Here is an 18915-nt window from a genome sequence, read left to right on the forward strand (position 1 = left end):
CGGCTGCGAGCATGCGACTGCGCACAGCCGAGCCGTGCGACACTGGCGCGCATGTCCGGTCCCGCAGCCTCAGGTGACGACTCGCGGACCGTCTTTGCCACGCGGCGCTCCGTACTCCTCGCGACCATTGCCCTTCCCTTGGCGGCGTGCGGCGTTCGTCTCGAGCGCGACGCCCCGCAGATCCCCGGAGTACCGACGGCGACCCCACCCGCCGACATCGCGGTCATGCAGGAGACCATCGCCCGTCTGCGCGTGCTCAGCCGCGCGCTGTCCGGTCAGGAACCTGCCCCGTGGACCGGTCGTCTGGCTGCGCTGCACAGCAAGCAGGCCGACGAGCTCACCCGCATCGCGGCGTCTGCCGGGATCACCGTCGAACCATCACCCGTCGCTTCCTCGACCGGTGTCACCACCACGAACAGTTCGACGATCACGCCGGTGACCACCCGCCCCGCGCCCACATCCTCCCCCGGTTCGGCGACCACGAGCAGTTCGACGATCACCGTCCACCCCGCCGGAGTCCTGGAGGCAGACGAGATCAAGCCCGGACGCTTCGGCGCGGTGATCCGTGCGAGCGCGCAGCACCGGCCGGTACTCCTGGCGGTGCTTGCCGGGCACCGCATGGGGGCGCGTCTGCTCGCAGCGGTCGACTCGCCCGCGATCACCGGCTTGTCCGCCACGTCCGCCGCCACGGTACTCGGACCGGTGCGCACAGCCACCTACGCCGCCGAGGTGCTCATCGCCAAGACCCAGGTGAAGCAGCGCGGCGATCTGGCCGGTCTCCTTTCCTTCCTGTACGCCGAGCGGATGCGGCTGGGCTCCGAGGCAGGGTCACGAGCACCCGCCGAGCAGCTGAGTTACGCGCTGCCCGCGGGCTCGGACGACCCGACCCGCGCCCGGACGACGATGGCCCACCTGCTGGGATCGTGCGTCGTCGCGGCGGCGAGCGTCAGCGGTGAGGAGCGCGACCCTGGCGGGGCACGGCGCACGCTGGAGCTGTGGGGCGACCTGGCGGCCGCAGCCTGGACCTGGGGCACGGCGCCGACCACCTTCCTCGGGCTGAAATGAGTCTGATCCCGGAAGCCTTCGCTTCTTCGATCGCCGGACGTGAACCGCAGCCGTACGTCGGCGGCGATGCCTGGTTGCGCACCCTGCCCGCGACGCTCGACAGCCTGCTCGACGACTGGCAGCTGATGGTGGACGGCGAACCGATGTTCGGTGAGTGCGCACTCGTCCTTCCCGTTGCGGGCGCCGGCGAACAGTCCGTACTCAAAGTGACTTGGCCCCACCTCGAAGCGTCTACCGAACATCTGGCGCTGCGGGCCTGGGACGGCGACGGTGCGGTGCGGCTGCTGCGCGCCGATCCGCGGCGATGGGCCATGCAGTTGGAACGCCTCGACCCCACCGACCTCACCAGCGTCCCGGTGCTCGAGGGATGCGAGGTCATCGGCGACCTGATGCGTCGACTGGACCGGCCCGCTCTCCCACAGCTCATCACACTCAGCGACCTGAGCAGTCAATGGATCACGTTGTGCAGCAACGGGTCTGCAGCCGTTCCACGACGCTTCACCGAGCAGGCCGCATCCATGGTGCGCGATCTGCAGCACGACGATGTCGACGCCTCGCTGATCCACCAGGACCTGCACTTCATGAATGTCCTTGCTGCGGGGCGGACCTCTTGGCTGGCCATCGACCCCAAGGCGCTCGCCGGCGAATGGGAATTCGCCGTGGCGCCGGTGCTCTGGAACCGCGACGACGTCACGGCAGCCGCGCACCACGTCCGGTCACACCTTCGGCTGCGCCTGGGAGTCGTCTGCGAGGCGGCCGGTCTGGACGAGGACCGCGCCGCCGCATGGACCTTCGTCCGGGTGATCGTGAACGCCCTGTGGGGGTCGGACTCCAAGGAGTGGGTGACGCGGATGATCACGATCGCCAAGGCGATGACCGACTGACCTACTACGCTGCGTAGGTCCCGCTCTCCCGTTCGACGAACGGCGGATTAGGCTCGGACCACGAGGCTCAAGGGGGGACGTACGTCCGCCCGAGCGAACGCACGTCGGAAGGAACACCGTGAGCATTCCCTCGACCCCCGGCAAGACCGGCCGTGAGCGGCTCGCTGAGGTCAAGGAACTTGAAGCCAGGCAGGCCAAGCAACGCAGGATGCTCGCCCTGGTGGCCGGTGTCGTGACCATTGCGGTGCTGGGCGTGGCGATCTTGTGGTTCGTGTCGCAGGGCAACAAGAAGAAGGAGAGCGAGTCCGCCGAGCAGCAGGCCCGCAACTCCCAGTTCATCAAGACGCTCACCACCATTCCGGCTGCCACCTACGACAAGGTCGGGTTCGGCGCGGCGACCGGCGTCCCGAGTGCGACCGACGGTCCGCAGGACAAGGTCGGGGACAAACCACGCGTCCTGTACGTCGGTGCCGAGTTCTGCCCGTTCTGTGCGGTCGAGCGGTGGTCGCTGGTGTCGGCCCTGTCGCGCTTCGGCACCTGGGACGGTCTGGGCGGCGCTGTGTCCAGCCCGAACGAGGGTGCGATGTCGAACATCCAGACTGTCACCTTCAAGGACGCGACCTACACCAGCAAGTACATCGCGTTCAAGGGGTGGGAGACCAAGGACCGGATGGGCGAACCGCTGCAGACGATGTCGGACGCCGACTCGACCCTGGTGAGCAAGTACAACGACCGGGGATCCATCCCGTTCGTTCTGATAGGCGGCAAGTCGACCACGCAGGGCGCGACCTGGGACGGACGCAGCCTGCCGGGCATGACCAATACAGAGATCGCCGAGCAGATGGCCGACCCGAACAGCGCGATCTCCAAGGGAGCCGTCGGCGCGGCAAATGTCTACTCGGCGCAGATCTGCACGCTCACCGGGCAGCAGCCGGCGAACGTCTGCAACTCCGCGGGAGTGAAGGCGGCCGCAGCGAAGCTCGAGGTGAAGTGACCGACGTCCGCGCGACGCGGGGGTCGGTGCCCGGCTGGGTACCGACCACCTCGTTCGCACTCAGCGTGCTCGGGTTGCTGATCTCGGCGTACCTGACCTACGAGCACTACACCGGCTCTGATTCGTTGTTCTGCGCCGAATCCTCGACGGTCAACTGCCAGACGGTCACCACGAGCAAGTGGTCGTCGCTGTTCGGCCTGCCGGTGTCACTGCTGGGGCTGCTTTTCTTCGTCGCGATGGTCGTGTTGTGCCTACCGCAGGTCTGGCGTCGTGCTCCGCGTGCCGCCGACCTGACGCGGCTGGCCGCGCTGGCCGTCGGCGTGCTGATGGTGGGTTATCTCATCTGGGCCGAGTTCATGTGGATCGGTGCGATCTGCCTGTGGTGCACCGCTGTTCACGTGATCACGTTCGTGCTCGCGATCGTCGTGGTACTCGGCGAGATCCTGCGCGAACCGGCTCCTGAGCCCGCTCAGACCAGATCGAACTGACTCAGCACGTCGTAGCCGATCCGGAGGATGAACGCGCTCACGACGACGACGAACACCAACCGGACGAACCTCGCGCCCTTCGCGACTGCCGTCCGCGCACCGAGGTAGCCACCGGTCATGTTGGCTGCGGCCATCGCCAGGCCCAGCTTCCAGAACCCGGCACCCTGCGGGATGAAGATCACCAGAGAGGCGAGGTTCGTGGCGAAGTTGGCGATCTTCGCCTTCGCCGACGCCTCCAGGAAGGCGTATCCCAGCAGACCGACCAACGCGAACACCAGGAACGAGCCGGTGCCCGGCCCGAGCGCGCCGTCGTACATGCCGATCGTGAACCCGGCACCGGCAGCGAGCACGGTGTGCTTGCGGCCGGTGTGCCGAAGCATCGTCGTCTGACCCAACGCCGGCTTGGCCACGGTGTAGATCATCACTGCGACGAGCGCGATCAGGATGATCGGGTTGAACGAACTGCGCGGCAGGTGCGAGGCGATCAGCGCACCGATCAACGATCCGGCGAACGCAGGAATCGCCAGTGCCAGAGCCGTTTTCGGATCGGGTCTGACCCGTCGCCAGTAGGTGACACTGCTGACGGTCGTGCCGGCGATGGAGGCCATCTTGTTGGTGGCGAGCAGGTGCACCGGCGCAGCGTGCGGGAAGGCGATCAGCAGCGCGGGCAGTTGCACGAGCCCTCCCCCGCCGACGACCGAGTCGATCCACCCGGCCGCGAGGGCTGCAACGACCAGCAGGATGAAGACAGTGGTGGAGATGTCGTCCATCAACGCCACCGCTCGACGTGGTCGGCGACCTCGTCGATGGTCTGGACGACGGCGTCCGGCTCGACCTCGACCGGCACCTGCTGCTCCCTCGGGATATCGCTGTGCGGCACCAGGATCGCCTTCATCCCGACCTGCTTGCTGCCGTGCACGTCCTCGAAGGGTCGGTCACCGACGTACGCGCAGTGTTCGGGAGCGACACCTACGGCGTCCGCAGCTGCCCGGAAGGCGTCCGGATGCGGTTTGGCCCACGGGATCTCGGACGAGTAGACGTCACCGTCGATCAGGTCGAGCACGCCGTCGCGTTCGAAGATGCCGCGGTGGTGCTCTCGCGACCAGATGGTGTTCGACAGCACCCCGATGCGAATGTCCATGTCGCGCAGACGTTCCCACATCGGACGCACCAACGGGTCGGTGTAGGTGTGCTCGTCCCAGAACGCCAGGTGCGCGGCGAGTCCGGCCTCGTGCCGAGCGTCGGTGGGGTCGACGCCGGCGTCCCGCAGGATGCTCTCGACGCTCGCGCTCGTATGTTGCTCACGGGCACGCGCCCACGCTGCCTGTCCGGCGGTCACGATGCGTCCGACCATCTCCTGCGGGTCGGGCACACCCCACGCCTGCGCGTAGCCGAGCCACTCACGTTCGTAGTCGATGTCGCCGTGCCACGGGGTGAGCGTGCCGCCCCAGTCGAAGATGACGGCGCGGATCACGCGCCCGCGACCTCGCCCTTGACCTCGCGCAGCACCTCGGTGACCGCGCCCTCGACCGGCACGTCACGTCGCTCGCCACTGCGACGGTCCTTGAGTTCGACCGTTCCGTCGGCCAAGCCCTTGCCCAAGACCAGGATCGTCGGCACACCGATGAGTTCGGCGTCCTTGAACTTCACACCGGGCGACACCTTGAGGCGATCGTCGTACAGCACCTCCAGACCCTGGGCTTCGAGTTCGTTCACGATCTCGGCGGCCTTGAGGAAGACGGCATCGTCCTTGCCGGTCGCGACGACATGGACGTCGGCCGGCGCGACCTCGCGGGGCCAGACCAGACCGATGTCGTCCAAGTTGTCCTCGGCGATCATTCCGACCGCGCGAGTGACACCCACCCCGTACGACCCCATCGTCACGGTGACCAACTTGCCGTTCTCGTCCAGCACCTTCAGCCCGAGGGCCTCGGCGTACTTGGTGCCCAACTGGAAGATGTGACCCATCTCGACGCCGCGGGCCAGGGTGAGGGCACGCCCGTTCGGGCCGAGGTCACCTTCTCGCAGCTGAGCCGCCTGCACAGTGCCGTCGGCGGTGAAGTCGCGGCCGTACACCAGGTCGAGCACGTGCTTGCCGTGCTCGTCGGCGCCGGTCACCCACGCCGAACCCTCGGCGACACTCGGGTCGAGCAGGTAACGGATCCCGCTCGCCTTCTCCTCACCGAGCACCCCGGGACCGATGTAGCCCTTCGCCAGCATCGGGTAGCGCTTGAAGTCGCTCTCCTCGAAGGGCTCGATCTCGGCCGGGGCGACCTTGGTCTCCAGCCGCTTCGGGTCGACCTCCCGGTCACCGGGCAACCCGACAGCCAACGGCTCGCGGGTGCCGTCCGGGTGCGCGAGCATGACCAGCACGTTCTTGAGGGTGTCAGCGGCGGTCCAGGACCGGCCGTCCTCGCGGGGGTGGTTCGCGTTGAGCGCGGCGACGAGCGTCTCGATGGTCGGGGTGTCGGGGGTGTCCTCGACGTGGGCCGGACCGGCGGTGACCTCGACGGCCGGGGCCTGCGGCACCTCGACCGCCTCGACGTTCGCAGCGTAGCCGGCGTCGTCCCGGACGAAGGTGTCCTCGCCCAGGTCGCTGACCGCAAGGAACTCCTCGGACGCCGAGCCACCCATCGCGCCGGCATCGGCGTGCACGATGACGTACTCGAAGCCGAGCCGGTTGAAAATCTTGGTGTACGCGTCGCGGTGCGCGTCGTAGGACTTCTGCAGGCCCGCTTCGTTGATGTCGAAGGAGTAGGAGTCCTTCATGATGAATTCACGACCACGCAGGATGCCCGCCCGCGGACGCGCTTCGTCGCGGTACTTGTTCTGGATCTGGTAGAGCGACAGCGGCAGGTCCTTGTACGAGGAGTACATGTCCTTGACCGTGAGGCAGAACATCTCCTCGTGCGTCGGACCCAGCAGCATGTCGTTGTCGCGCCGGTCCTTCAGGCGGAACAGGTTCGGGCCGTACTCGGTCCAGCGGTTCGACGCCTCGTAAGGCTCGCGCGGCAGGAGCGCGGGGAACTGCACCTCCTGGGCGCCGATCGCGTCCATCTCCTCGCGGATGATCGCCTCGACCTTGGCGCGCACCTTCAGACCCAGCGGCAGCCAGGTGTAGATGCCGGGGGCCGCGCGGCGGATGTAGCCGGCGCGCACCAGCAGCTTGTGGCCCGGCAGTTCGGCGTCGGCCGGGTCCTCGCGCAGGGTTCGCAGGAACAAGGTCGACATGCGCAGTGCCACGGGCGGATCTCCAGATGTTCGTGGGTGTTGTTCGTGGTGGCTCTCGGGCCGTCCACCAGCCTATCCGTCCCCCGCCTCTGCCGAATCCGTAGTATCGGTCAGGCGGGGAGGGCTCGTCGCGCGATCGAGCGGACGTCGGCGGACGCCGGCAGGGTGCCGTACACGCCGTCCCACTCCCCCGCGACGCGACTGGCGACGAAGGCGTCCGCCACCTCGCCGGTGGAGTGCTGCACCAGCAGGGATGCCTGGAGGAGCACGGCGAGCCGGGCGGTGAGCGAACGGGCACGGCCCTGAGCGGTGACCAGATCGGACGACGCGGCCTGCAGATCAGAAAGCGCGCTGTCGACAGCGCGATCGAGCACCTCGTACTCCCCTGCCACACAAGCCATTTCGCGCCGCCATGCCTCGACCGCGTCCGGTGATTTCGCGAGCACACGCAGCAGATCCAGTGCGTTGACGTTGCCGCTGCCTTCCCAGATGGAGTTCAGCGGCGACTCCCGCACGAGCAGCGGCATGCCCGACTCTTCGGCGTAGCCGTTGCCGCCCAGGCACTCCATCGCCTCGACGGTGACGGTCGGCGTGCGCTTGCAGACCCAGAACTTCGCCAGCGGTAGCGCCATGCGACGTAGCGCCATCTCGTGCTCGTCGTGCGGCTGCTCGACGGCGCGCGCCAGACGCAGGGCCAGGTGCGTCGCGGCCTCCGACTCCAGCGCGAGATCGGCGATCACGTTGGTCATCGCCGGCTGGTCGATGAGGGTGGCTCCGAAGGCAGCCCGCTGGGAGACGTGCCAACTCGCCTCCGCGACCGCCCGTCGCATCAACGCCGCGGAACCGAGCACGCAGTCGAGCCGTGTCGCCGCGACCATCTCGAGGATCGTCCGGACGCCGTTGCCTTCGTCCCCCAGGCGCTGGGCATACGCGCCGTGGAACTCCAACTCGCTGGACGCGTTCGACCGGTTGCCGAGCTTCTCCTTCAGGCGGACGATGTGCACCGGGTTGCGGGTGCCGTCCGGGCAGATGCGGGGCACGACGAAGCAGCTCAACCCGTCGGGTGCCTGTGCGAGCACGAGGAAGAGATCGTTCATCGGCGCCGAGGTGAACCACTTGTGCCCGGTGAGCCGGTACGACCCGTCGTCCTGGCGGTCGGCGCGTGTCACGTTGGTGCGCACGTCGGACCCGCCCTGCTTCTCGGTCATGCCCATGCCGGCGAGCAGGCCGCGCTTGGTGTGCGGTTCGCGCAGCCCGAAGTCGTAGCTGGTCGACGCCAGGAGGTCGGTCCATTCCTTGGCCAGCGCGTCGTCGGAGCGCAGCGCCGGCACCGAGGCGTACGTCATCGTGATCGGGCACCCGTGGCCCGGCTCGAGCGGGGTCCAGGCGATGTAGCCGGCCGCGCGGCGCAGGTGCGGCAGCGGCTCGTCGCTCACCCACGGCGTCGCGCCGAGACCGTGGGCGATGCCGCGACTCATCATGTGGTGCCAGCTGGGGTGGAACTCCACCTCGTCGATGCGGGTGCCGAACCGGTCGACCGGGCGCAACGCGGGCGGGTGCTCGTTGGCGAGCATCCCGTGCTCGCGGGTTTCGGCCGACCCCGCCTCGAGGCCGAGTTCGTCGAGCGAATCGAGTAGCGCGTCGGCGTGATCGCCCGCCTGGGCGCGCACCGCGGCGACGAGACCGGCATCGCCTCGGACGGCGTTGTGCCCGACGAGCGGGCGCGGCTGGTTGATCGGGTTGCGCTGGAAGACATCGGTGCTCACCCTTCGAAGGGTAATTTGCCCGCCGCGCCGTCCACGCCTCGGGACTTATTCTTGACTCATTCCAGAAAACTTGAAAGGTTCGAGTCATGACCACCCCGACCGAGCTGCTGCGCGATGCGCAGTTGCGCGTCACCCGTCCGCGGGTGACCGTGCTCGAGGTGCTGCGCGACCATCCGCACGCCAGCGCGGACGCCGTCGCACAACAGGTGCGCGCGGCGATCGGGACGGTCTCGACACAGGCCGTCTACGACGTCCTGCACGCGCTGGAGAGCGCGTCACTCATCCGCCGGTTCGAGCCGGCCGGATCGAGTGCGCGTTACGAGTTGCAGGCACACGACAACCACCACCACCTGGTCTGCCGCCGCTGCGGCACGATCACCGACGTCGAGTGCGGCACCGGCATCCGCCCGTGCATGGACGCCCCTGACGACCACGGTTTCGCCATCGACGAGACCGAGGTGACCTATTGGGGCCTGTGCCCCGAGTGCAAGTCGCTTGACCCCTGATCCGTTCGAGCTATCCACCGACGCAACAAGATTGCGCAACGAAGGAGAGATGGAATGACCGTCGAAGGACCCCGGCAGGACGCCGGTAACACCAAGCCGTTGACCACCGTCGCCGGTGCACCGGTGTGGGAGAACCAGAACAGCCTCACCGCGGGCGCCCGCGGCCCGATGCTGCTGCAGGACGTGTGGTTCCTGGAGAAGCTCGCCCACTTCGACCGTGAGGTCATCCCGGAGCGTCGTATGCACGCCAAGGGTTCGGGCGCCTACGGCACCTTCACCGTGACCAACGACATCACCAAGTACACCGGCGCGAGCATCTTCGCCGAGGTCGGCAAGAAGACCGAGATGTTCGCCCGTTTCTCGACCGTCGCCGGCGAGCGCGGCGCGGCCGACGCCGAGCGCGACATCCGCGGCTTCGCGCTGAAGTTCTACACCGACCAGGGCAACTGGGACCTCGTCGGCAACAACACCCCGGTGTTCTTCTTCCGCGACGCGCTGAAGTTCCCCGACCTCAACCACGCGGTCAAGCGCGACCCGAAGACCAACATGCGCAACGCCGAGAACAACTGGGACTTCTGGACCAACCTGCCCGAGGCGCTGCACCAGGTGACGATCGTGATGTCCGACCGCGGCATCCCGGACGGCTACCGCCACATGAACGGCTTCGGCAGCCACACCTACTCCTTCTACAACAAGGAGGGTGAGCGCTTCTGGGTGAAGTTCCACCACCGCAGCCAGCAGGGCCTGAAGAACCTCACCGACGCCGCCGCCGGTGAGATCGTCGCGGCCGACCGCGAATCGAGCCAGCGCGACCTGTTCGAGGCGATCGAGCAGGGCGACTTCCCCAAGTGGAAGCTGTTCGTGCAGATCATGCCGGAGGCCGACGCGGAGAAGGTGCCCTACCACCCGTTCGACCTCACCAAGGTGTGGCCGAAGGCCGACTACCCGCTGATCGAGGTCGGCGAGTGGGAGCTCAACCGCAACGCGGAGAACTACCACACCGACGTCGAGCAGGCCGCGTTCAGCCCGGCCAACGTCGTGCCCGGCATCGGCTTCTCGCCCGACCGCATGCTGCAGGGACGTCTGTTCTCCTACGGTGACGCCCAGCGCTACCGCCTCGGCGTCAACCACCACCAGATCCCGGTCAACTCCCCCAAGGGTGCGCCGCAGGTCAACTCCTACCACCGTGACGGTGCGATGCGCCTGTCGGCCGAGCCGACCCCGGGCATCAACCCGAACAGCTACGGCCGGTGGGAGGAGCAGCCGCAGTTCCGCGAGCCGGCTCTGAAGATCGACCCGCTCGCCGACCGGTTCGACTTCCGCCAGGACGACGCCGACTACTTCAGCCAGCCGGGCCAGCTGTTCCGCAGCTTCACCGACGCGCAGAAGCAGCGCCTGTTCGAGAACACCGCCCGTGCGATCAGCGGTGCCTCGGCCGAGACCATCGAGCGCCACATCGGCAACTGCACCAAGGCCGACCAGGCCTACGGTGACGGTGTCCGCGCGGCGATCGACGCGCTCAACGCCGGTGAGGCCCCGAAGGCCGGCACCGACGACCTCGAGTACGGCCCGGAGTTCGACGGAGACCTGCTCTGAGCCAGCGGGAACTCACGCCGGAAGATCGCGAGCGCGTCGTTGCGCTCGCGCTCGACCTGGCGCGTGCCGGACGCGGTGACGAACTCCTGGAGTTCGTCGACCACGGCCTGCCGATCGACGTCGTCGACGGCGACGGCAACACCCTGCTGATGCTCGCGGCGTACCACGGTCACTCCGACACCGTCCGCCGGTTGTTGACGGCGGGCGCCGACCCGAACCTGCGCAACGGACGTGACCAGTCGGTCGTGGCCGGCGCGTTGTTCAAGGGCGAGCGCGAGATCGTGCGTCTGCTCGTCGAGGCCGGCAGCGACCTCGACGCCGGCACCCCGACCGCCCGCCAGGCGGCCGAGATGTTCGGTCAACAGGCCTTGCTGGACGGCTGAAGCGGTGCCAGCGAACGCCCACTCGGTCTTCGGGTGGGCGTTCGCTGTGTCCGGGTAGGTTGATCCGGCGATGACTTCCCACTCCCCCGCCCCCTTGCGCCTGCGCGGCCACACCTTCGACGCGTCCCGCCCGGCGGTGATGGCGATCGTCAACCGCACGTCGGACTCGTTCTGGTCGGGCAACCGGCACTCCTGCCTCGAGTCAGCCCTGCACGCCCTGGACGCCGCCGTCGCTGCCGGCGCAGACATCGTGGATGTGGGCGGGGTGCGTGCCGGCCAGGACGGCGATTGGGTGGATGACGCCGAGGAGATCGAGCGCGTCGTACCGTTCCTGCGCGCTGCCCGCGAACGACACCCCGATCTCGTCCTCTCGCTCGACACCTGGCGATCATCCGTCGCACGCGCCGCCGCGGGGAACGTCGATCTGATCAACGATACGTGGGCCGGACACGATCCCGAACTCGTTTGCGTCGCAGCCGAACTCGGTGCCGGTTACGTGGTCTCGCACACCGGTGGTCTCCCGCCGCGCACCGATCCCGTCGCGATCCGGTACGCCGACGAAGGTGTCTCACGGGAGCAGGAGGACGCTGCCGTGGTCACTTCGGTCGTCCGCACCTTGCGTGAAGGCGCCGAACGCGCGGTCGCCGAAGGCGTCGCACCTGAACGGGTGCTGATCGATCCGACGCTCGATTTCGGCAAGACCACCCACCATTCGTTGGCCGTGCTGCGTGCCACTGCTGAGATTGTCGCCCTTGGTTTCCCTGTGCTGCAGGCGCTTTCGCGCAAGGACTTCGTGGGCGAGACGCTCGATCTTCCCGCTGATGACCGCTTGGAGGGAACTCTCGCGGCGACTGCAGTCGCCACCTGGCTCGGCGCGACCGTGTTCCGCGCCCACGACGTCCGAGCCACCCGACGCGTGGTCGACATGGTGGCTTCGATCCGCGGTGATCGCCCGCCTTCCGTTGCCCGGCGCGGCGAATCACCCGGTGGCCCAGGGGTTCGGCTTCGCTAGTGCCGCTCTGACCACACCCAGCGGATCATCGGCCACTGCAGCGGCAGGCGCGCGATCGTCGCGGCAGCCAGCGCGTTCCGGGTAGGACTCGGACGACGACGAGCCGCAGATACAGCATCGGCTGCCATCTTCACGTTGGCGGGAAAGACCGCCGCCAGCAACGCCGCAGACGCGACAGCTCCGACTGCCCGAGTGCGAGGCACGACAAGTGCTGCGGCACACGTGAGTTCCGCGACACCGGACAGATGCACGAGCGTCCTCGGGTTGCCCAAGAAGCGCGGCACGATCGGCTCGAAGACCTGCGGCCGCACCAGATGGGTCACACCCGAGGCGGTGAAGGCGATCGCGATACTGCGGGCTCCACGGGACAGTTCGCTCATTCGCCGACAGTACCGGCCGGCGTCCCCCACGATTTCAGGACCATTGCAGTTCGAGTTCGCGCTGGTGGAAGGCTGCCAGTCGTTCGGCTGCGTCGTGCACGGCCGTGCGCTCCTGCGATGAGAGCCGAACATCGGCTGTCACCGACACGATCACGTGTTTCGGCGCGACCTTCCGCTTGAAGGTGCCGACATCGTCGAGTCCGGCGATCACCACCCCGCCGCCGGCTTCTGACACCTGCCTGGTCCGGTCCGCGTCGGGACCTCGCCGAACAAAACCCGTTGTGGGGTAGGTCAGTTGCGCCTCGTCGAAGGTGGACAACAGGTAGGCGTCCTGAGCTCGCGTGGTGCGAGCACTGACCGACGGGTCGAAGTGGAGCGTCTCCCCCTCGCATTCGACCGCAGCCAACCGCTCACCGAGGTCGACGATGGCCGCCCTGATCTGCGTGAGGGTCAGACCGCTCCAACGCTGCAGGTCCCGCTCGGACGCGGGCCCGTGTCCGGCATAGAACCGCTGTGCGAGGCGCCGGGCCGCTTCGTCCGGATCGAGCTCCTTGTCGTGCGCGACGACGTCCTCGACCAGTTGATACGTGTGTTCGGTGCCACGCGGCGGACCCGAACAGATGACGGAACGCACCTCGGCGACGAGCAGTTGGTGCCCGATCTGTTCGCCGGACGCTGGTAAACCATTCCGTGCGAAGTGTTGCTGAATCTCTTTGCGGGTCAGCGCATTCCCTCCGGCCAGCAGGTTGCTGAGTGCTTCCGAAGCTCGGCTCAGGCGCCGTGTGTCCAGGCCGAGTCCACGGTGGCGAGCGGCGAGACTCGACTCGACCTTCGGCCCGGTCAGGGCCTGGATCCAGCGCAGGTCCTCGGGTGCGACGAAATGCCAGGTCGGTCGCAGGATGTGCGTACGCACCCAACTTCCGGCGCGCTGTTCGTCCAGCACGGCGTCGTAGGTGGACGAACGCGTCCGCATCGCCAGTGAGTGCGCTGTCAGTGGAGCGTCCTGGGCCTGCACGCAAACCAGCAGGCGCACCGCGTCCGAACCGGTTCGAAGCTCTGCGCCGGACAGCCGTTGGGTGGCCAGCCGACGCCGGAGCACCCAGTCACGCGTCACTCGCCGGGGCATCCGAGCGTCCGAGTCATGTCAGAGGATGACGGTCGCGAACGTGTCGCGATGCTGGAAGCCGACGCGTTCGTAGGTGCGGACAGCTGAGGTGTTGAAGTCGTTCACGTAGAGCGAGGCCGTCGTCGCGTGCTCGCCGAGTACCTGTTCCACCACGGCTTTCATTGCCGGTGCGGCCATGCCGTGCCCGCGCAGTTCGGGCGTGACCCACACGCCCTGTATCTGCGCAACGCCGAGCGCGAGCGACCCGACGTCCGCCTTGAAGACGACGCGTTTGCCCTCGACGATCACGTAGGTGTGGCCTTGGCGGATCAGCGAGGCGACCATCCGTCGGTACTCGCGATCGGAGCCGTAGAACGGCGGGTAACCGATCTCGCTGGTGAACATGTGCGCCGCAGCCGGAACGACCAGGTCGAGTTCGCTCATGGTCGCCGGGCGGACGCGCTGGTCGGCGGCCACCTCAACGTTGAGATCATCAGCGGTCAGCGCCATCAGCGGCTGCTGCTCACGCACGGAACGCGGTGTGCCCCAGTGTTTCTCGAGCCGGTCCCAGAGTGGCAGCACCTGCGACGCGAGCCCGAAGACCGAACTGCTGCGTCGCCGGTAGCGGCGCAGTTTGCCGGCGTAGGCGTCCAGCTCGCCTTCGTCGAGATTGATCGGCACCACGTTGGCCGACGTCCAGCACATCGACCTCAGGTCGTCGCCGCCGCCGCCCATGGCGATCACGTTCTGGGCCGCGTACTCCCCACCCGAGGCCAGGCGCGCGGCGACGAACACGTTGGCCACCGGATCGGTCGCGGCCAGGCGCAGCGCGGCGTCCAGGTCCTCGGACCGAAGCGTGGCGGGTGGCCGGAACGTACGAAGCACCCCCTCAGCCTGCCAGCCCGGCGCCGCCGACGGGCGCGAACGCCGATGTTGCCTTGCCGATACCGTGGCGCGCATGACGACCGATCAGCCAGACGCCAACACGCCGGTCGGTACGCCGGTCCACGTCGACTTCCGTAAGTACGACGGTCGTGAGCACTGGCAGGAGCACTACTTTCTGCTCGGCGTGGACGAGATCGGGACCTGGTTGGGCATGCGCGCAGGCACCGCCTTCGCACGGCCCGGCGTGGACGTCACGGCACGCACCGACACGGTGCGACTCCTGCCCCACCAGGCGCTCTGGGCCGCCTGCTACAACGCACCCGACCCGACCGGACAACTGCGGTCCCGCACCTACGTCGACATCACCACGCCGGTCAGTTGGACGCGCACCGGCGAAGGTTTCCGGGCGACTCTCGCCGACATCGACCTGGACGTGATCGAGCGTTTCACCGGCGAGGTGTTCATCGACGACGAGGACGAATTCGAAGCGCACACAGTCGCATTGAGCTACCCGCCGGAGCTGGTCGCCGCGACCAGACGTACGGCGGACGAGGTCTTCGGCGCGGTCCGCGATCACCGGCCGCCCTTCGACGGCACCGGTGAAGCGTGGCTGGAGCGGATCAACGATCTCCCGGGCTGACGAACCCTGATTCGTAGGCGAACACCACCGCCTGCGTCCGGTCGCGCACACCGAGTTCGGCCAGCGCGGACGCCACATAGGCCTTGACTGTTTCCAGGCCGAGGAACAGTTCCGGCGGCGCTGGTCACCTTCCCGATGTGGGTGGGTTATGGCTTGCTCGGTCAGATCCTGCTGTTCGTGCCGCTCACCCTGATCGGGGGAACCGTCGGGACGCGGTGCTGGCGACCGGCCGTACCCAGGTCAAGGCCTGGGTGCCGGTGCTCGCCGCCTTCACCGGCACCGGCGCCCTGTTCGCCTGGGGCCTGTTCCAGGCGGTGGTCACCATCGTGCCGAACGACCTGGTGCCCGCAGACACTCCCAGGACGGTTGTCGTGTATGCCGCTGCTCGCGGCGCGGTCGGGTTGCTGGGCGGTTGGGCGCTGACTCGTCAGCTTCGGCGCATCGCCCGCTGACACGCGAAGGCCGGTCGCCCGAGAGCGACCGGCCTTCTCGGTGTCGGGCGTACGTCAGCCCACCGTGACGGTCGGCGCACCCGCGCCGTCCTCGTCGATCGGTTCGCCCATCTCCTCGGCGATCCGCATCGCTTCTTCGATGAGGGTCTCCACGATCTGGCTCTCCGGAACGGTCTTGATGACCTCGCCCTTGACGAAAATCTGACCCTTGCCGTTGCCGGAGGCGACACCGAGGTCGGCCTCGCGAGCCTCACCCGGGCCGTTGACGACGCAACCCATCACGGCGACGCGCAACGGGACGGTCAGGCCCTCCAGGCCGGCGGTGACCTCGTCCGCCAGCGTGTAGACGTCGACCTGCGCACGCCCACACGACGGGCAGGAGACGATCTCGAGCTTGCGCGGCTTGAGGTTCAGGCTCTGCAGGATCTGGTTGCCGACCTTGACCTCCTCGACCGGGGGCGCGGACAGCGAGACGCGAATGGTGTCGCCGATGCCCTTGGACAGCAGCGTACCGAAAGCGACCGAACTCTTGATCGTGCCCTGGAAGGCCGGGCCCGCCTCGGTGACGCCGAGGTGCAGCGGCCAGTCGCCCCGCTCGGCGAGCATCTCGTAGGCCTTCACCATCACGACCGGGTCGTTGTGCTTGACCGAGATCTTGAAGTCGTGGAAGTCGTGCTCTTCGAACAGCGACGCCTCCCAGACGGCCGACTCGACGAGCGCTTCCGGGGTGGGCTTGCCGTACTTCTCCAACAGGCGCTTGTCGAGCGAGCCGGCGTTGACGCCGATGCGGATCGAGACCCCGGCCGCCTTCGCGGCGTCGGCGATCTCCTTGACCTTGTCGTCGAACTGCCGGATGTTGCCCGGGTTGACGCGCACCGCCGCGCAGCCGGCGTCGATCGCGGCGAAGACGTACTTCGGTTGGAAGTGGATGTCGGCGATCACCGGGATCTGCGACTTCTTCGCGATCATCGGCAGCGCGTCGGCGTCGTCCTGGCTCGGGCAGGCGACCCGCACGATGTCGCATCCGGTGGCCGTGAGCTCGGCGATCTGCTGCAGGGTCGCGTTAACATCGGTGGTCGGTGTCGTGGTCATCGACTGCACCGAGATCGTGTGATCGGAACCGACGCCAACCGAACCGACCTGGATCTGGCGGGTCTTGCGACGCGGCGCGAGCACCGGGGCCGGGGCGGAAGGCATGCCGAGCGAGATCGGGATAGAGGTCATGACGCCCATTATCAACCCGCGCTGGTCACGAACCGAATCCGCGCGCCGCGCGGCCCGGCGATCCGTGTATCAGGCGTCCGCCGACTCGCGGATGAACACGTAGAGCCGCACCTTCGTCGGTCCCTGGTCTGCCGCCCATCGCTCGACGGCCGGCACCGGACGCCGCAACTGGACGACGGCGACAAATCCATCCTCGGCAGGCGAAACTCCGACGCTCTCTATCTCTTTCGCGGCTTCCGTGGGCACCTGCATCGCACTCGCACTAGCGACATCTAAGTCGGTGCCTTTTCCCGGTTGAGCGTCCCATGCCGACGTCTCCGGATGGTCAACCCTCTCGACAAAGAGCCCCTGCTCGTCCAGGTGTCCGGTGAGCCGCACCGCACCGTTGCCGACATCGGCCAAGTCCACAAGGGAGTCGCGAATCATTACGGTTGACGATTCACCTCGCGTTTCCGCAGGCGACGAGGAGATGATGCGGGGCCCTAGAAGCCACCCCGTAACGATTACCCCTTCTCCTGCAACCACAGCTGCCACTTTCCTGCGTTCGCACCGCTCGTAAGCTTGAGACACTTGTACGAGATGATGTTCGGGTCCGCCTGGTAGGCCGCTCCAGCGCTCAGACACGACGACTGCGACGCGTAATAGCCCCACGGATACCACTGAGGTTGAGGTCCCTGCTCCACCAACTGGATCGCGTGAACCGAGGGTCCGGAGGCGTAGGACGCCGAGGGCCCGCCAACCAGCAGACCCAAGACTGCAACCACCACCGCAACTAGACTCGTACCCAACCTTCTCCGCATCGCTCACTCCCCGACCCGTTGTCAAAAATTGTGTACTGATAATGAGCGGAGGCGAGGTCACTGTCAACAGCGGCGTCTCCTTCCGCCATCAACCGAAACCTCGGTCGCGCCAGGCGCCGGTAGTTACCGAAAACCTCAGTTGCCGAGTTTCACCGGGTTGACGATGTCGGCGTACGCGAGCAGCACGAACATCACGATCAGCACCAGCGAGACGCCGTACGCGACCGGCATGCCCTTCGCGGCGTCGGCGTAGATGCGCCCCTTCACTCCGCGGGCGCGCAGGACCGGGCGCTTGATCGCCTCCCAGATCGCGGTCGCGATGTGGCCGCCGTCCAGCGGCAGGAGGGGCACCAGGTTGAACACGAACAGCGCCATGTTCAGCGCGGCGAGCATCATCAACAGCATCGCGAACTTGTCCATCAGCGTGATCTGCTGGATGTCGGCCACCTCGCCGGCGATGCGGCCGACGCCCACGACGGAGACCGGTCCGTTGACGTCGCGTTCACCGCTGCCGAACGCGGCGTAGAACACGCCGACCATCTTCTGCGGGATCTTGACGAAGATGGACGCGGTCTTGGCCAGGGTGTCCCACACGATGCCGGGCGCGGCGGTCAGCGGACGTCGTTCGTCGACGATCTTCGCCGCGCCGATGGAGGCGCCGATCACGCCGACCTCGGCCCGCTCGCGCTGACCCTTCCAATCCAGGACGGGAGCGCCGTCGGCGTCGATCTTGTCCATCGTCCGGGCGACGGGAGTGACGGTGATCGCCTGTTGCCGACCGTCGCGCAGCACCACGATCTCGACCGGCTTCCCGGCGTGCGCGCGGATGGTGTTGATGGCCTCGGTGCCACCGGTGATCCGGCGTCCGCCGATGGAGACCAGTTCGTCGTCATCCTTGAGTCCCGCGACGGACGCGGGTGCTCGCTCGGCCGGCGCGCAGGTTTTCACTGCGGCGTCCTGGCACTGCTGAACGGTGTAGATCTTGGCGGCCTTCTCCGTCGGCAGGCCGATGCCGCACGCGACGATCGTGAGCAGTACGCCGGCGATGACCAGGTTCATGAACGGTCCGCCGAACATGATGATCAGCTTCTTGTGCGTCGGCAGGTCGTAGAAGACGCGGTGCTGGTCGGCGGGCGAGACTTCCTCGTGCGCGGCGTTGCGCGCCTCGTCGACCAGCTGGCTGAAGCGTCCGGTGGAGGATGCGCGGACGCGGATGGTGCCGTCGGGGAGCACTTCGTCCTCGGGCCGCGGCGGGAACATGCCGATCATCCGGATGTAACCGCCGAGCGGGATGGCCTTGACGCCGTACTCGGTCTCACCCTTGCGCTTGGACCAGATGGTCGGACCGAAGCCGACCATGTACTGGGTGACCTTCACCCCGAACTTCTTGGCCGGGGTGAGGTGGCCGATCTCGTGCAAGGCGATCGACGCCCCGACACCGAGGATCATGAACAGAACGCCGAGCAGGAACATCACGCGCGGAAGTCTCTCACGCGTTCATGTG

Annotated in this window: 20 protein-coding genes; 10 read left to right on the plus strand and 10 right to left on the minus strand. The window is 67.5% G+C overall.

Going from position 1 to position 18915, the window contains the following annotated elements; translation table 11 throughout:
* Positions 1–51: 51 nt before the first annotated feature.
* From FB459_RS13560 to FB459_RS13575, 4 genes are all read left to right on the plus strand, one after another.
* Positions 52–1065, plus strand: coding sequence for a hypothetical protein (locus FB459_RS13560; RefSeq protein WP_141928868.1), 1014 nt, complete (start codon positions 52–54; stop codon positions 1063–1065).
* Positions 1062–1949, plus strand: a complete 888-nt coding sequence (locus FB459_RS13565; RefSeq protein WP_141928869.1) for an aminoglycoside phosphotransferase family protein — start codon at positions 1062–1064, stop codon at positions 1947–1949. The genes FB459_RS13560 and FB459_RS13565 overlap by 4 nt, the downstream gene beginning before the upstream one ends.
* Before the next feature lie 118 nt (positions 1950–2067).
* The gene (locus FB459_RS13570) at positions 2068–2943 is read left to right on the plus strand and encodes a DUF929 family protein (RefSeq protein WP_141928870.1); all 876 of its coding nucleotides are present in this window, start codon (positions 2068–2070) and stop codon (positions 2941–2943) included.
* Entirely contained in the window at positions 2940–3431 is a 492-nt protein-coding gene (locus tag FB459_RS13575) for a vitamin K epoxide reductase family protein (protein ID WP_141928871.1), read from the plus strand. The genes FB459_RS13570 and FB459_RS13575 overlap by 4 nt, the downstream gene beginning before the upstream one ends.
* On the opposite strand, the gene FB459_RS13580 is transcribed toward FB459_RS13575, so the two are convergent.
* From FB459_RS13580 to FB459_RS13595, 4 genes are all read right to left on the minus strand, one after another.
* Entirely contained in the window at positions 3413–4201 is a 789-nt protein-coding gene (locus FB459_RS13580) for a sulfite exporter TauE/SafE family protein (protein WP_141928872.1), read from the minus strand. The genes FB459_RS13575 and FB459_RS13580 overlap by 19 nt on opposite strands.
* Positions 4201–4905, minus strand: a complete 705-nt coding sequence (locus tag FB459_RS13585) for an HAD family hydrolase (RefSeq protein ID WP_141928873.1) — start codon at positions 4903–4905, stop codon at positions 4201–4203. The genes FB459_RS13580 and FB459_RS13585 overlap by 1 nt, the downstream gene beginning before the upstream one ends.
* Entirely contained in the window at positions 4902–6674 is a 1773-nt protein-coding gene (locus FB459_RS13590) for a proline--tRNA ligase (protein ID WP_211345195.1), read from the minus strand. The genes FB459_RS13585 and FB459_RS13590 overlap by 4 nt, the downstream gene beginning before the upstream one ends.
* A 98-nt stretch (positions 6675–6772) precedes the next feature.
* Positions 6773–8428: an acyl-CoA dehydrogenase family protein gene (locus FB459_RS13595; RefSeq protein WP_141928874.1), complete on the minus strand. Its 1656-nt coding sequence runs from the start codon at positions 8426–8428 to the stop codon at positions 6773–6775.
* A gap of 86 nt (positions 8429–8514) precedes the next feature.
* Here FB459_RS13595 and FB459_RS13600 point away from each other — a divergent pair, with 86 nt between their 5' ends.
* The 4 genes from FB459_RS13600 (at position 8515) to folP (ending at position 11925) form a co-directional block, all read left to right on the plus strand.
* Positions 8515–8934 carry a Fur family transcriptional regulator gene (locus FB459_RS13600; RefSeq protein WP_141928875.1) on the plus strand — a complete coding sequence of 140 codons (420 nt, stop codon included), beginning with the start codon at positions 8515–8517 and terminating at the stop codon, positions 8932–8934.
* A gap of 54 nt (positions 8935–8988) precedes the next feature.
* Entirely contained in the window at positions 8989–10530 is a 1542-nt protein-coding gene (locus tag FB459_RS13605; RefSeq protein WP_141928876.1) for a catalase, read from the plus strand.
* Between the two features lie 56 nt (positions 10531–10586).
* Positions 10587–10913, plus strand: coding sequence for an ankyrin repeat domain-containing protein (locus FB459_RS17885; protein ID WP_342771369.1), 327 nt, complete (start codon positions 10587–10589; stop codon positions 10911–10913).
* A gap of 70 nt (positions 10914–10983) precedes the next feature.
* A complete protein-coding gene (gene folP, locus FB459_RS13615) occupies positions 10984–11925 on the plus strand; it encodes a dihydropteroate synthase (RefSeq protein WP_141928878.1) in 942 nt (313 codons plus the stop codon).
* On the opposite strand, the gene FB459_RS13620 is transcribed toward folP, so the two are convergent.
* From FB459_RS13620 to FB459_RS13630, 3 genes are read right to left on the minus strand one after another with little or no spacing between them, the layout of a single operon-like run.
* Positions 11922–12305, minus strand: coding sequence for a DoxX family protein (locus tag FB459_RS13620; RefSeq protein ID WP_129625589.1), 384 nt, complete (start codon positions 12303–12305; stop codon positions 11922–11924). The two genes, folP and FB459_RS13620, sit on opposite strands and share 4 nt — an antisense overlap.
* Positions 12306–12339: 34 nt before the next feature.
* Entirely contained in the window at positions 12340–13431 is a 1092-nt protein-coding gene (locus FB459_RS13625) for a winged helix DNA-binding domain-containing protein (RefSeq protein ID WP_141928879.1), read from the minus strand.
* 18 nt (positions 13432–13449) lie between these two features.
* The gene (locus tag FB459_RS13630) at positions 13450–14295 is read right to left on the minus strand and encodes a GNAT family N-acetyltransferase (RefSeq protein ID WP_246092452.1); all 846 of its coding nucleotides are present in this window, start codon (positions 14293–14295) and stop codon (positions 13450–13452) included.
* A gap of 73 nt (positions 14296–14368) precedes the next feature.
* On the opposite strand from FB459_RS13630, the gene FB459_RS13635 reads away from it, so the two are divergent.
* Both FB459_RS13635 and FB459_RS13645 read left to right on the plus strand, forming a co-directional pair.
* Positions 14369–14935 (plus strand): DUF402 domain-containing protein, encoded by a 567-nt coding sequence (locus FB459_RS13635; protein WP_141928881.1) that lies wholly within the window; start codon positions 14369–14371, stop codon positions 14933–14935.
* 215 nt (positions 14936–15150) lie between these two features.
* Positions 15151–15387: a hypothetical protein gene (locus tag FB459_RS13645; RefSeq protein WP_141928882.1), complete on the plus strand. Its 237-nt coding sequence runs from the start codon at positions 15151–15153 to the stop codon at positions 15385–15387.
* A 54-nt stretch (positions 15388–15441) separates the two neighbouring features.
* Here FB459_RS13645 and ispG read toward each other — a convergent pair whose 3' ends face one another.
* The 3 genes from ispG to FB459_RS13660 form a co-directional block, all read right to left on the minus strand.
* Positions 15442–16584: a flavodoxin-dependent (E)-4-hydroxy-3-methylbut-2-enyl-diphosphate synthase gene (gene ispG / locus FB459_RS13650; RefSeq protein ID WP_211345263.1), complete on the minus strand. Its 1143-nt coding sequence runs from the start codon at positions 16582–16584 to the stop codon at positions 15442–15444.
* A gap of 96 nt (positions 16585–16680) precedes the next feature.
* Positions 16681–17037, minus strand: a complete 357-nt coding sequence (locus tag FB459_RS13655) for a hypothetical protein (protein WP_141928883.1) — start codon at positions 17035–17037, stop codon at positions 16681–16683.
* A gap of 509 nt (positions 17038–17546) precedes the next feature.
* A complete protein-coding gene (locus FB459_RS13660; protein ID WP_141929546.1) occupies positions 17547–18884 on the minus strand; it encodes a M50 family metallopeptidase in 1338 nt (445 codons plus the stop codon).
* Positions 18885–18915: the final 31 nt, after the last annotated feature.

The sequence above is a fragment of the Yimella lutea genome, assembly GCF_006715095.1.
GTDB classification, from domain to species: domain Bacteria; phylum Actinomycetota; class Actinomycetes; order Actinomycetales; family Dermatophilaceae; genus Yimella; species Yimella lutea.